The 12,112-nt window shown below is 58.3% G+C and carries 14 protein-coding genes and 2 pseudogenes; 6 read left to right on the top strand and 10 right to left on the bottom strand.

The window, feature by feature from the left end; genetic code table 11:
* Positions 1–2 precede the first annotated feature (2 nt).
* The 5 genes and pseudogenes from RV1423_RS21845 to RV1423_RS30910 form a co-directional block, all read left to right on the top strand.
* Positions 3–857 carry an ABC transporter ATP-binding protein gene (locus RV1423_RS21845; RefSeq protein ID WP_051516849.1) on the top strand — a complete coding sequence of 285 codons (855 nt, stop codon included), beginning with the start codon at positions 3–5 and terminating at the stop codon, positions 855–857.
* Between the two features lie 17 nt (positions 858–874).
* On the top strand, positions 875–1,657 hold the full coding sequence (gene mlaE / locus RV1423_RS21840; protein ID WP_034301346.1) for a lipid asymmetry maintenance ABC transporter permease subunit MlaE: 783 nt from the start codon (positions 875–877) through the stop codon (positions 1,655–1,657).
* An 11-nt stretch (positions 1,658–1,668) separates the two neighbouring features.
* On the top strand, positions 1,669–2,157 hold the full coding sequence (gene mlaD, locus RV1423_RS21835; protein ID WP_034301446.1) for an outer membrane lipid asymmetry maintenance protein MlaD: 489 nt from the start codon (positions 1,669–1,671) through the stop codon (positions 2,155–2,157).
* Between the two features lie 208 nt (positions 2,158–2,365).
* Positions 2,366–3,106, top strand: a pseudogene (locus tag RV1423_RS21830) (IS5 family transposase); the annotation flags it as partial.
* A gap of 17 nt (positions 3,107–3,123) precedes the next feature.
* Positions 3,124–3,255 (top strand): annotated as a pseudogene (locus tag RV1423_RS30910) (IS66 family insertion sequence element accessory protein TnpB); the annotation flags it as partial.
* Here RV1423_RS30910 and istA read toward each other — a convergent pair.
* Positions 3,216–4,691 carry an IS21 family transposase gene (gene istA, locus RV1423_RS21825; protein ID WP_306410666.1) on the bottom strand — a complete coding sequence of 492 codons (1,476 nt, stop codon included), beginning with the start codon at positions 4,689–4,691 and terminating at the stop codon, positions 3,216–3,218. The pseudogene RV1423_RS30910 and the gene istA overlap by 40 nt on opposite strands.
* Here istA and RV1423_RS30950 point away from each other — a divergent pair.
* Entirely contained in the window at positions 4,669–5,085 is a 417-nt protein-coding gene (locus RV1423_RS30950; protein WP_373419975.1) for a transposase, read from the top strand. The two genes, istA and RV1423_RS30950, sit on opposite strands and share 23 nt — an antisense overlap.
* On the opposite strand, the gene RV1423_RS21820 is transcribed toward RV1423_RS30950, so the two are convergent.
* The 9 genes from RV1423_RS21820 to RV1423_RS21780 form a co-directional block, all read right to left on the bottom strand.
* Positions 5,086–6,018, bottom strand: a complete 933-nt coding sequence (locus tag RV1423_RS21820; protein WP_051516848.1) for a tyrosine-type recombinase/integrase — start codon at positions 6,016–6,018, stop codon at positions 5,086–5,088.
* Between the two features lie 25 nt (positions 6,019–6,043).
* Positions 6,044–6,856 (bottom strand): GAF domain-containing protein, encoded by an 813-nt coding sequence (locus RV1423_RS21815; RefSeq protein WP_049763678.1) that lies wholly within the window; start codon positions 6,854–6,856, stop codon positions 6,044–6,046.
* Between the two features lie 36 nt (positions 6,857–6,892).
* A complete protein-coding gene (gene maiA / locus RV1423_RS21810) occupies positions 6,893–7,531 on the bottom strand; it encodes a maleylacetoacetate isomerase (RefSeq protein WP_011801836.1) in 639 nt (212 codons plus the stop codon).
* 9 nt (positions 7,532–7,540) lie between these two features.
* Complete coding sequence (locus RV1423_RS21805) at positions 7,541–8,242, bottom strand: fumarylacetoacetate hydrolase family protein (protein WP_011801837.1); 702 nt, start codon at positions 8,240–8,242, stop codon at positions 7,541–7,543.
* Between the two features lie 93 nt (positions 8,243–8,335).
* The gene (locus RV1423_RS21800; RefSeq protein ID WP_011801838.1) at positions 8,336–9,391 is read right to left on the bottom strand and encodes a cupin domain-containing protein; all 1,056 of its coding nucleotides are present in this window, start codon (positions 9,389–9,391) and stop codon (positions 8,336–8,338) included.
* An 18-nt stretch (positions 9,392–9,409) separates the two neighbouring features.
* The gene (locus RV1423_RS21795) at positions 9,410–10,000 is read right to left on the bottom strand and encodes a hemerythrin domain-containing protein (RefSeq protein WP_011801839.1); all 591 of its coding nucleotides are present in this window, start codon (positions 9,998–10,000) and stop codon (positions 9,410–9,412) included.
* A gap of 36 nt (positions 10,001–10,036) precedes the next feature.
* Positions 10,037–10,750, bottom strand: coding sequence for an ABC transporter ATP-binding protein (locus tag RV1423_RS21790; protein ID WP_011801840.1), 714 nt, complete (start codon positions 10,748–10,750; stop codon positions 10,037–10,039).
* Between the two features lie 2 nt (positions 10,751–10,752).
* On the bottom strand, positions 10,753–11,505 hold the full coding sequence (locus RV1423_RS21785) for an ABC transporter ATP-binding protein (protein ID WP_011801841.1): 753 nt from the start codon (positions 11,503–11,505) through the stop codon (positions 10,753–10,755).
* Positions 11,502–12,112 (bottom strand): branched-chain amino acid ABC transporter permease (locus RV1423_RS21780; protein WP_034301335.1); only part of this gene is annotated, 611 nt, incomplete at its 5' end. The genes RV1423_RS21780 and RV1423_RS21785, both read right to left, overlap by 4 nt.

Below are 12,112 nucleotides of genomic sequence, written 5' to 3'. Positions count from 1 at the left end.
TCATGCGCCCGAACTTCTTTTCTAATATGACCTCCTCCACTGGAGAATCTCTTGTCGAGCTGCGCAACCTGACCTTTGGTTATGGTGATCGGGTCATTCTGGACGACATTTCCCTGTCCGTGCCGCGGGGCAAGGTCACGGCCCTCATGGGGGCGTCCGGTGGTGGCAAGACGACCATCCTGCGACTGATTGGCGGGCAGAATCGAGCGCAGTCAGGCGAGCTGTTGTTTGATTCGCAGGACGTGGGCCAACTCGACCAGAAAGGCCTGTACGCAGCGCGCCGCCGCATGGGCATGCTGTTCCAGTTTGGCGCCTTGTTTGCGGACTTGTCGGTGTTTGAGAATGTGGCGTTTCCGCTGCGCGAACACACCGATTTGCCAGAAGCTCTGATTCGCGACATTGTTCTGATGAAGCTCAATGCGGTCGGCTTGCGCGGGGCGCGTGACCTGATGCCCAGCGATCTGTCGGGCGGCATGGCACGGCGTATTGCGCTGGCACGCGCTATTGCGCTCGACCCGGAACTGGTGATGTACGACGAACCGTTTTCCGGACTTGATCCGATTTCCCTCGGCACGTCGGCGCGCTTGATACGCCAACTGAACGACTCCATGGGGTTAACCAGCATTTTTGTATCCCATGAACTGGAGCAGACATTTGCAATTTCCAACCACGTGATTATTCTGGCCAATGGAAAAGTTGCGACACAAGGAACGCCCGAACAGGTGCGTCGTAGCACCGACCCGCTGGTGCATCAGTATGTGAATGGCTTGTCGGACGGTCCGGTGCGGTTCCACTACCCTGGCCCGTCGATCAAGGAAGATTTTGGTTTGGGCGCATCGGCTGTCCAACAGTTTTAACAGAGGGGGGAAGCGCCATGAACTGGTACAAGCCAGCTGATCTCGGATTTGCCGTTCGCCGCAAATTGGCCGACCTGGGTTATGGTGCCCGCCTTTTCTATCGCCTGTTGACAACGCTGGGCGGCAGCTTAAAACGATTTGGACTGATCCGCGACCAGATTCATTTTTTGGGCAACTACTCACTGCTCATCATCGGGGTGTCCGGGTTGTTCGTCGGCTTTGTTTTCGGCCTGCAGGGCTACTACACCTTGCAACGTTTTGGCGCATCCGAATCATTGGGGCTGATGGTAACGCTCACTCTGCTCAGGGAGTTGGGGCCGGTGGTGACTGCCCTGTTATTCGCGGGCCGGGCTGGTACCTCGTTGACGGCCGAAATTGGTCTCATGAAAGCGGGCGAACAAATCAGTGTCATGGAAATGATGGCGGTCGACCCGGTGCTGCGCATTCTGGCGCCCCGGTTTTGGGCCGGCGTCATCGCCATGCCCTTACTGGCCGCCGTTTTCAGTGCCATGGGCATCCTCGGTGGCTGGGTGGTGGGCGTGCTCATGATTGGCGTCGATGCCGGTTCGTTCTGGAGCCAGATCCAGGAGGGCGTCGATGTCTGGCAAGACTTGGGCAACGGTGTTCTCAAGAGCATCGTTTTTGGTTTTACCGTGACCTTTGTCGCGCTGTTGCAGGGTTATGAAGCCCAACCCACGCCCGAGGGCGTGGCGAGCGCGACCACCCGAACCGTGGTGGTCGCGTCCCTGTCGATTCTTGGTCTGGATTTCATCCTGACTGCCATGATGTTTACTATTTAAGGGAGAACGTGGTGCAACGCTCGAAGATTGATGTGTGGGTTGGTATTCTTGTGCTGATTGGTGCGGTGGCCATCCTGTTTTTTGCTCTGCAGTCCGCCAATTTGTTGAGTTTGAATTTTCAGAAAAACTATTCGATCAACGCAAAATTTGACAATGTCGGCGGTCTCAAGCCCAAAGCGGCGGTGCGAAGTGCGGGCGTGGTGGTGGGCCGTGTCGGCAAAATCACCTTTGATGACAAATCCTTTCAAGCCCGCGTGACCTTGACCATGGAGAGCCGTTATGTGTTCCCCAAGGACAGCTCCCTGAAAATACTGACCAGCGGCATGCTGGGTGAGCAGTACCTGGGAATCGAACCCGGTGCCGATGAAAAGACACTGGTGGCGGACGACACCATTTCCAGCACTCAATCAGCCGTTGTGCTGGAAAGCCTCATCAGTCAGTTTTTGTACAGCAAGGGCACCGATGCAAGCAGCGCTGACGTCGGCAAGGCCAACAAATGAAGGCAAATCTGGCGCTACTGCGTGTTGCAAACACGAGCGTTAGATGTTCGCTGCGAGTGGGCATGTTGCTGACACCTTTTTCGCTCTCAGGGATGGGCTCATTTAGCCCAATTGAGACTTGCTTGCTTTTGAGTTAGGGCAATGACGATTAAGCTCCAAGCTGGCCAATGATTTGCATGTGAGTAGGCAACTTGCCGAGGATGCACCAATGAAACAACAGACCCTTGCCATGGCGGCTGACCAATCTTTCCAGAATTACCGCAAGCTCACCCGGCGTGATGAGTTTCTGAAGACGATGGAGGCTATCGTTCCATGGACAGCGTTGTGTGAAGTGATCGAACCCCACTACCCCAAGGCTGGCAACGGGCGTCCTCCCATCGGTCTTGAGCGCATGTTGCGCATTCATTTTGTCCAACACTGGTTCAACCTGGCTGACTTGGCCTGTGAGGAAGCGCTCTACGACAGCGCGAGCCTGCGCAGCTTTGTGGGTATTGATTTGGGGCGTGAGCCGGTGCCCGACTCCACGACCATTACGAAGTTTCGCAAGCTGCTCAATGAGAAAAAACTGGGCGAGGCATTGTTTGCCCAAGTTGGTCAGGAGTTGCAAACGCGAGGCTTCAAGGTCAACACTGGCACCATCGTGGATGCCACCATCATTGGTGCACCGAGTTCAATCAAGAATGCGGACAAGGCCCGTGACCCCGATATGCACCAGACCCGCAAAGGCCAGCAATGGTATTTCGGAATGAAACTCCACATCAGCGTGGATAGCCAAAGCGGCCTGGCCCACAGCGCAGTCGTGACGGCGGCAAATATTCATGACAAGCATCCGCTGCCTGATCTGCTGCACGGTAACGAGCGGCGCGTCTACGGCGACTCGGCCTATGCCAGCCAGAAGGATCTGATTGCCAGCAAGGCACCCAACGCCAAAGACTTCACCAACCAGCGTAACCCATCGTGCACACCATGCTCAAAGAACCAGACCTTGCCAGATATTCGACCCGGCGCACCCACCGGACTTACACACGCCAGTTCAAGGCCGAACTGGTAGCGGCCAGTCAACAACCCGGTGCTTCCATTGCTGCCATAGCCAGAGGCCACGGCATGAATGCCAACGTGCTGCACCGCTGGCTCAAAGAACATGAACGAAGTGGGTGCCACCAACTTGTCGCTGCAAGTTCATCAGGCGCGGTGGCCTTAACTGCACCTGCCCCCGCCCCCGCCTTCATCGCCTTGAAGCTACCCACCGCCATGCAAGAGCCTGCCGATTGCGACATCAAGGTAGAACTGCGCAAAGGCGCAGTCTCGATGATCCTGACATGGCCCATCAGCGCCGCTGGCGACTTGGCGCAATGGACCCGCGCGATTCTCAAGTGATCCGCATCGATACCATCTGGCTGGCAACAGCCCCCATGGACATGCGAGCAGGCACCGATACCGCCTTGGCCCGCGTGGTCTCGGTCTTTGGTGCTGCCCATCCGAACACGGCCTACCTCTTTGCCAACAAGCGGGCAATCGATGTTGACCCGCGCGCTCTTGAAGCGGGCGATTTGCATGCGCGTGGCTGGCAGCGGTTTGAGGGCCGGCTGGTCCAGGCTGGCGAACGCGTTGGCGCGGCATCCAGGGAGCTTCTTGAAAGGACGCTGATTGAGGTCCTGCAGCAAGGCAGCAATCGCTTTGTTGAGTGCGCCCAGGCTGAAGAAGCGTTGGTGGCGCAGGCGCGCCAGAATCCAACGCTCCACCACTTGAACTGCCACCTCTACCTTGGGTTTATCACGCGGTTTTGCGGGACGCGCCGGTAGCACGGGCAGCTTATAGTGTTCAGAGAGTTCCTGCAGCAAGCGGTGGTTGGTGGGCTCATAGCGGTCAGGCTTGGCCATCAGCGCACGCGGCTGATCTGGTACCAGCAGGCGTGGCCGGCCACCGATAAATTCAAGGGCGGCAATGATGCTGGCAATCCAGTCAGCGGCCTTTTGGGTCGGCGTGGCGCAGGCATAGGTGTAGTTCGAGGCGCCCAGAACGGCCACGAACACCTGGGCCTGGGTAATCTCGCCTGTGTTGGCGTCAACCACCGGGACTGTCTGACCGGCGTAATCCACGAAGAGTTTGTCGCCTGCCTCGTGGGTCTGGCGCATGGAGCGTTTGAGCCGCTTGGCCCATTGCCGGTACTTCTCGCAAAAGGCGCTGTACTTGTACGCCTCGCCCTGGTGTTGCTGCTGGTACTCCTCCCAAAGCAGTTGCAGGGTGACGCCGGCTCGCTTGAGTTCGCTGTGTATTTGGGCGTAATCGGGCTCGAGATGGCGGGCCTGTCGGGTCACCGGTGGCCGGTAAAGCCGCGCCTGAAGTTCCTCGTCGCTCAAATTCTGAGTCTGCGCCCAGTCCAGCCCGGCAGCGCGGGTGTAACTGGCGATCTCGCTGACCGTGGATTTGGAAATACCCAGCGCCGCGCCGATTTGGCGGATGCTGAGGTTGCCGCTGTGCAGCAGCTGCAATGTGTGTCTGATTTTGCTCATGGTGACCCTTGGTGTGGGCATAGCTGGTTTCCAGTCAAAAAAACCGGGCAGCGTACGCTCGTTTGGGTCACTCAGAAAACTGCTGGGGTGTCCGCCTTCAAAATGGAATGCTGTCCGCCATCACCGTGGACCGCTGTCCGCGATGACGCTGGAACGCTGTCCGCCATCAGCATGGAATCGTGTCCGCCATCGCGTGGAATACGCAGGTGATGCTCAGTTGCCGGTGGACAACAACCATATTGAGAACCAGATTCGTCCGATTGCCATCGGTCGCAATTATCCAAGGTTCGCGATTATGGAAGATTCGACCAGACGGGCCAGAAGAGGGCCACCGGGTGATCGACTTCGCCGCGACGTATTTGTCGAATATCGCAACGTCGCTTCGCGGGTGCGGGCGGCGATGAACCATCCATAATCACAAAGTCTGAAGGAACCTGAGCACATTGTCCGTTGGGTGGTATCGCAGCGACGTGCGCGAGGGCGCCTGAAGCATCTTCAGTGCCCGCTCCTTCATCTGCAAGTCGGCCTCGACGTAGCGATGCGTGGTGACTGGGCTCTCATGTCCCAGCCACAGCGCGATGACTGTGATGTCCACACCGGCTTGCAGCATATGCATGGCCACCGAATGACGAACCATGTGGGGAAAGATGCGGCGCCTTGCCAGTTCAGGGAATTGCTGTGAAGCGCGACTGACTGCACGTTTGAGACGGTCGGTGAAACCGATGCGAGTCAGTGGACGGCCGTCCCGCCCCGGAAAGAGTGGTTCATGCGGTGCGCGGGGATACTGCCGCAGCCAACGCCGCAGGTCCTTGGCGGTAGCGGGCCACAGCGGAACCGATCGTTCTTTGCGGCCTTTACCATGGATGCCAATCCACGAGGTAGGCCCGAGCACCAAATCGGACACACGCATGCCGAGCAGTTCGGAGACACGGGCGCCAGTGTTATAGAGTGTGGCCAGCATGACCCGATCGCGTTGCCCGACCCAGGTGTCGGCGTCTGGTGCAGCGAGGATCGCCTCGATATGCTCGCGGGACAGAAAGCCGACAAGCGGCTGCTCGAAGCGCTTCATGGGGATTGCCAACACCGACTGCGCCTGTGCTGCGATGGCAGGCTCTTCGAAGGCCGCATATTCCATGAAGGAGCGGATGGCGGCAAAGCGAGCGTTGCGGGTGCGGCTGCAGTTGTGGCGCTGCCGCTCAAGATGGTTGAGGAATCCGAGAATGAATGGCGCGCTCAAGTCCTCAATGGCAATGTCATGAATCATTTCATCCGTCGAATACAGAGACGCTCGCCGCCCTGCGACTGCACGGGCACGCGTGACTTTGTCCTCGACGACCATGATGGCCATCTCGATCTCTAACGGTGATGGCGGATTATGTTTGAAAAACTCGGATGAGGTCCGATGCGACCCCATATCGAGCATCAGAATTTGCGAGAGTTCGAAGCCCGTGCCTGATGCGACACACGTGCTGTCTTTGCCGACCCGCCATCGGGGTATCCAGCATGGCCGGAGAAATCTGGAAACGCACGATCAGGTGCTCACTTGATTGCGACACCAGAAAACGGTTTTCGATCGAAGACGCGTAGAGGCCAACCACCGATCCCGCATCAAAATTAAAGGCAATTCCTTCGCTGGACATATCCAGCACACCGGCCAGCTTGCCTTGGATGTCGCGAATGGGGGCAGCCGCGTAGTGCATGAAGTTGACACTTTCGAAAAAGTACTCAGCCCCCTGTACATATACCTGTTTACCGGTGCGCGCCACAATGCCGGGGGCCGTCGTTCCTATGGCCTCTTCTGCGAAGTTGACGCCTATGCGATGCGCCACCGGTGTGATTTTTTCGTGCACGCGCCCGGAGCAGGTGGCCCCAATCAGTACACCGCTGGGGTCGGTCAGCATGGCACCGCAATTCGTGGCCCCCAACACCGCGCCCAACTCATTGGCTTCTGCCAACCAGGCATCGCGCAGCAAGCGGTTCTTTTGTAAAGCCAGCTGAGCCCGGCTGGCTGACACTGGCTGAAACTCCAAGCGTCCGCTCGGGTCCTGTTTCTGTCTCAGGCATCTCGCCCAGGACTGAAACACAGCATCGCTAACAACGCCCGACGGCAGCTCGCCTTCCTCAAAATATCGTTGCCGGGCCAATGCAATCCGGTCCGCCTGGGTAGTGAAGAAGATGGATTGCATGGCCGGTGCTTCTGGAAATGGCAGACGCTACGCCATTTACGACGCGTCTGGCTGGGCCATGGGTGTCGCCCGCTGGAAAGCCTCCAGAGCGGCACACTGCGCATCCACCTCCATGATCAATGGCCAGCGCCCCAGGTCTACCTTGAACCGACGCGCACTTTCAATTTGGGGAATCAGGTACACATCGGCGATGCTGGGTCCGTAGCCAAAGCTGAAACCAGCGCGCCGGGTATCGGCCGCCAGCAGGGCTTCATAAGCATCAAAACCATCACCGATCCAGGTGCCGCACCATTGGTTGATGGCGGCATCATCTGCGCCAAAGCTGGCGCGCAGCGTGTCCAGAATGCGCTTGTTGTTGACCGGATGGATGTCGCAGCCGACGATGGCCGCCAGCGCCCGCACATGGGCCCGGTCGTTCAAATCGGCGGGCAGCAGCGCGGGCGTGGGGTAGCGCTCTTCTAGCCATTCGATAATGGCGACAGACTGCGTCAGCACTTGGTCCCCATCCACCACCGCGGGCACCAGGCCCTGCGGATTGAGTGCCTTGAAGGCTGCACCCTGGTGTTCGCTCTTGCGCAGGTCCACTGCCACGTAATCGTAGCCCAGACCCTTGAGGTTGAGCGCAATCCGCAGCCGGTGGGATGTGCCGCTGCGAAAGAAGTTGTAGAGCTTCATCGCGTCTGCTTACTTGGGCGCGCCGACCGTCAGGGCCACTTCGGCCACACCTTCCACGCGACCGGTAATCTTGTCACCAACCACCACCGGACCGACACCTTCGGGCGTGCCGGTGTAAATCAAATCACCCGGTTGCAGGTGGTAAAACAGGGAGAGATCGGCAATGAGTTCACGGATATTCCAGATCAGCTTGTCCACATTGGAGGACTGCTTGGTCTGCCCATTGACTTCCAGGGCGATGGCGCCACTTTCAATCACGATACCTTCCATGGGCACGATTTCCGAGCAGACGGACGACTGCTCCACATCCTTGCCCAAGTCCCAGGGGCGACCCTTGTCGCGCGCCACCAGTTGCAAGTCTCGGCGTGTCATGTCCAGGCCGGCTGCGTAGCCGTAGATCAACGTATGGGCATCTTCCGCCCTCACGCGAAAGCCCGCCTTACCAATGGCCAGAACCAATTCCATCTCGAAGTGGTAGTTGCTAGTCTCGGGTGGGTAGGCCACGGTTGCGCCCGAATCCGTCAGGGTCTGTGGCGCTTTGGTGAAGTAAAAGGGGCGCTCCACGGATTTGTCCACCGGACGCCCCATTTCCACCGCGTGGGCGTGGTAATTGCGGCCGACAAAGAACAGGCGGTTGATGGGAAAACGAGCGTCCAGGCCACGGACTGGAACGGACATTGCGGGTGGAGGGTTAAACAGGTATTGGGTCATGATCGTGCTACTTTTTAAGGATATTGAAGGGGTGTCTAGTGGGATGGTTGCAGTACCACGCAAGCGAGCACTTGCAGGAATGATTGTTGGGACTCAGCCACGGTCCTCGTACACGCCAAGCTTGCGATGCAGTGGCGCTTCATCCGCCACAAACAGGAAGGCGGGCGAAGTGGCGGAGCAGTTTTTCAAGGTCACGGCGGTATAGCCGGGCGCACAGCAGGTGTCGGCCTCGACCATGGTGAAGCCGGTGGCTTCCACTTGCACATCAGTCTGGCCTTCGATCTGGTGGAACACCTGAGCCGGCGAGCGTGCTGGCAGGCGCAGCGTTTCCCCTGGACGCAACATCAGCGCATAAAAGCCCAGAATGTTTTCCGCATCCGCACCGGTCTCGGGGTTCACATAGGTGACCTGCACGGCGTCTTGTCCGGATTGCTCCTCGGCCAGCGACAGCAATGCCGCCTTGGCATCAGCCCAGGGGTAGCGCAGCATGGGGTAAGCCTTGTCCGAGCGCTGGAACACCTTGGTGGGAGCCACGCCACCACGGGCATAGGCCTTGTAGCCCTGTCCGGATGTGACACTCTGGCTGGGCCCTTCCAGATGGTAGGAAGTCTCTGTGTAGTAGACCAAGGGCAGATCCAGCACATCCAGCCAGATCACCGGATCTTGGCCGTCATGCCCGTGCTCATGCCACAGGCCGGTGGGCGTCAGAATCAAGTCACCCCGCTGCATGGGGCATTTTTCTCCACCCACCAGAGTCCATGCGCCGTCGCCTTCCACCACCATGCGAACCGCATTGGGTGTATGGCGGTGCACCGGAGCCAGTTCCCCTGGTAACAGTAACTGCATGCCGAGGTACATGGCGGCGCTGGCCTGCATATTGTTGAGACCATGCCCCGGATTGGCCAGCACCAACACGCGGCGCTCGGCCTTTTCAATGGGCGTTAACTCCCCGGCCTGAATCAGCAGCTCACGAATCTCTCTATACGGCCAATGCGTGGTCTGTGTCTTGCGCGTTGGAATATTCGGCGGCAACACGCCACGCAGGCTGGGCCATAGGGGAACCAGGTTGCGTTGGGTGAGTTGGTCGCGATAGGCCTGCGGCAGGTCTTCCAGACGCCCCAAGGTGTCAAACCGATTGTTGTCTTCCATATTTTTCTCCAGAATGAATCAGGCTGCACCCAAACCCAAAGGTGCGGGTGTGCGTTTAACGATGTCGTGAAACAGTTTGTCAAACAACTCGTGGTCTGCCGAACCCACCAGAGGGTCGGCGTTTTGCGCAAAGGCATGGGCGATGGCATCCCAGTCCGATGGCAAGAGATGGGTTTCTGCTAGCGGCAGGAGTTCGTTTTCCTCCGCACGCAGATGCTTCCATGTGAAGTCGGCGTAGTTAGCAACCGTTGCCTGCAATGCGTCCATGCTGCCAGGCACACCAGCTTCGAAGTTCCCCAGATCGCGTCGCATGCCGGCCAGCGCGGCCGGCTCGGCCTGGTGCTGACTCTGCAGGGCATCGATCAGGCTGTCGGCCAAATGCGTGCGCTGTTTTAGATGGGTAAACAGCCAGTCGTCTTCCTTCGGATGGTGCAGGCGGTCAGGAAACGCGTCAATGTAATAGACCATGGCCCAAAACAGCCGGAAGTCCATGGTCATACGCTCTGCCTGAACCTCCAGCAGCATGGCCTTGATGTTGTTTATCACCGCAGCCAAGGCGCGATGCTCGGCGCGAATGATGCTGATGGCCTTTGACTTTGAATCGTTCATATTTTTCCTCTCTGCCAAGTTGCAGGGATTGTTTTTTTAGACACCCAGGTACTCATGCACGATGCGTGGCTCAGCTCGCAGTTCGCTGGAAGTTCCCGACCAGACGACCACGCCTTTTTCCAGCACAAAATGGCGATCTGCCAACTCCAGCAAGGGACCCAGGTTTTTATCGATCACGATCAGGGACAGGCCCTCAAGCTTCAGTTCCCCCAATGCGCGCCAGATTTCTGCACGAATGAGCGGAGCCAGACCCTCGGTCGCCTCATCCAGTACAACAAGACGCGGATTTGTCATCAAGGCGCGACCAATAGCCAGCATCTGTTGCTCACCGCCCGAAAGCTGCGAGCCCATGTTGCTGCGGCGCTCCTGCAGACGGGGAAAGAAGCCATACACCCGCTCCAAGCTCCAGTGCTTCAGACCGTTGGCGGCATTGCTGCGCGTCGTGGCAATCAGGTTCTCTTCAACCGTCAGATTCGGTAAAATCTGGCGCCCCTCTGGCACCAAACCCAAGCCCAGCTTGGCGATTTGGTAGGATGGCAGACACTCTGTGCGTTTGCCAGCAAACTCGATCTCACCGGCCTTGGGATCCAACATTCCAAACAGGCACTTGATGGTGGTCGAGCGGCCCATGCCGTTGCGACCCAGCAGGGTGATCACCTCACCCTCGGCCACGGATAGATCGACACCAAAGAGCACCTGTGCCGCGCCATAACCCGCCTTCAATCCCGTCACTTTTAACAAAGGCTTCATGATCAAGCGATCTCCTCTTCACCAAGGTAGATGGCACGCACTTCCGCATTGCCACGAATTTCCTCAGGTGTTCCGGTCACCATGAGGCGACCGTAAACCAGCACGCTGATGCGGTCTGCCAGGGCGAACACCGCGTTCATGTCATGTTCGACCAGCAATATCGTGTACTTGCGCTTGAGCGACTTGAGCAACGCCACCACCGCACCCGACTCCTGCACACTCATGCCAGCCATCGGCTCGTCCAGCAGCAAAAATTTTGGCCGCGCCGCAAGTGCCATGGCCAACTCCAGCTGGCGGCGTTCACCGTATCCCAACTCCGATGCCGGCGCATCAGTGCGCGTGTTGAGCCCAGCGGCCTCTATCCCTTCCCGAGCCGCCGCCAAGGCCTCACGGTCACCGAGCAAAGATCGCCAAAATTTGAACGCATGGGTGCGCGCACCCAGCGCTGCCAGCGTCGCGTTTTCCAATACCGTGAATTCGTCGAACACCGAGGTGATCTGGTAAGACCGCACCAGCCCCATGCGAGCGCGCGCATTGATCCCCAAGTCAGTCACATCTGCATTGCCAAAGCGGATGCGCCCACTGTCCGAGCGCAGCTCACCCGACAGCTGGTTGATCAGCGTGGTCTTGCCAGCACCATTGGGGCCAATGATGGCGTGAAGTTCACCTTCCTTGATATCCAGTGACACCTTGTCGGTGACCAGGATAGCGCCGTAGCGTTTGGTGATGGTATCGGTTTGAAGCAGTACCTTCATACGCTGCGCTCCTTTTTCATCAGCTTTTCCAGCCAACCCGTCAGGCCTGTTTTACCCAGCATGGCAACACCCAGAATGGCAAGGCCAAACACGGCCATCCAGTGCTCGGTGGCAGCTTTCAGCAGCTCTTCAACGCCTAGAAATGCCATGGCACCCAAGAACGGCCCGAAGACGCTGCCCAGCCCGCCCAACACGATCATGACGATCAGTTCACCCGACACCGTCCAGGCCATGCTGCTGGGCGATGCATAGGCATTCAGATTGGCCAGCAACATGCCCGCCATACCGCACAGCACAGCGGAAATTGTGTAGGCTGCAAGCTGGTAGCGCTGCAAGGCCAAGCCCACGGACATGACCCGTCGGGCATTCTGGCGACCCGCGCGCAAGGCCATTCCGAAAGGCGAGGTCCGCAGTCGCAAGACCCAGTAGGTCAATGCCACCAGCAAGCCCCAGGCACAGTAGTAAACCGACAACGGGGTGTTCAATTGCAAGCCAAGGAAGTCACTGGCGGTGGCAATGCTCATGCCATCGTCACCGCCATACTGCTTCAGACTGACGATGACAAAGTAGCCCATTTGCGCGAAGGCCAGCGTGATCATGATGAATG

It is taken from the genome of Herbaspirillum sp. RV1423 (genome assembly GCF_000577615.1).
Lineage (GTDB): Bacteria > Pseudomonadota > Gammaproteobacteria > Burkholderiales > Burkholderiaceae_D > Herbaspirillum.
Note: the sequence above shows the minus strand (reverse complement) of the source record. Positions and strands in the feature narration are given on the sequence as shown.

What these genes read in the sequence shown, in the direction of transcription:
- RV1423_RS21845 (WP_051516849.1), top strand. Translation starts at nt 3, where the DNA reads ATGCGCCCGAACTTCTTTTCTAATATGACCTCCTCCACTGGAGAATCT.
- RV1423_RS30950 (WP_373419975.1), top strand. Translation starts at nt 4,669, where the DNA reads ATGGTGACCCTTGGTGTGGGCATAGCTGGTTTCCAGTCAAAAAAACCG.
- RV1423_RS21790 (WP_011801840.1), bottom strand. Translation starts at nt 10,750, where the DNA reads ATGAAGCCTTTGTTAAAAGTGACGGGATTGAAGGCGGGTTATGGCGCG.
- maiA (WP_011801836.1), bottom strand. Translation starts at nt 7,531, where the DNA reads ATGAAGCTCTACAACTTCTTTCGCAGCGGCACATCCCACCGGCTGCGG.
- RV1423_RS21805 (WP_011801837.1), bottom strand. Translation starts at nt 8,242, where the DNA reads ATGACCCAATACCTGTTTAACCCTCCACCCGCAATGTCCGTTCCAGTC.
- mlaE (WP_034301346.1), top strand. Translation starts at nt 875, where the DNA reads ATGAACTGGTACAAGCCAGCTGATCTCGGATTTGCCGTTCGCCGCAAA.
- RV1423_RS21785 (WP_011801841.1), bottom strand. Translation starts at nt 11,505, where the DNA reads ATGAAGGTACTGCTTCAAACCGATACCATCACCAAACGCTACGGCGCT.
- istA (WP_306410666.1), bottom strand. Translation starts at nt 4,691, where the DNA reads ATGCCCACACCAAGGGTCACCATGAGCAAAATCAGACACACATTGCAG.
- RV1423_RS21820 (WP_051516848.1), bottom strand. Translation starts at nt 6,018, where the DNA reads ATGGCCATCATGGTCGTCGAGGACAAAGTCACGCGTGCCCGTGCAGTC.
- RV1423_RS21800 (WP_011801838.1), bottom strand. Translation starts at nt 9,391, where the DNA reads ATGGAAGACAACAATCGGTTTGACACCTTGGGGCGTCTGGAAGACCTG.
- RV1423_RS21815 (WP_049763678.1), bottom strand. Translation starts at nt 6,856, where the DNA reads ATGCAATCCATCTTCTTCACTACCCAGGCGGACCGGATTGCATTGGCC.
- RV1423_RS21795 (WP_011801839.1), bottom strand. Translation starts at nt 10,000, where the DNA reads ATGAACGATTCAAAGTCAAAGGCCATCAGCATCATTCGCGCCGAGCAT.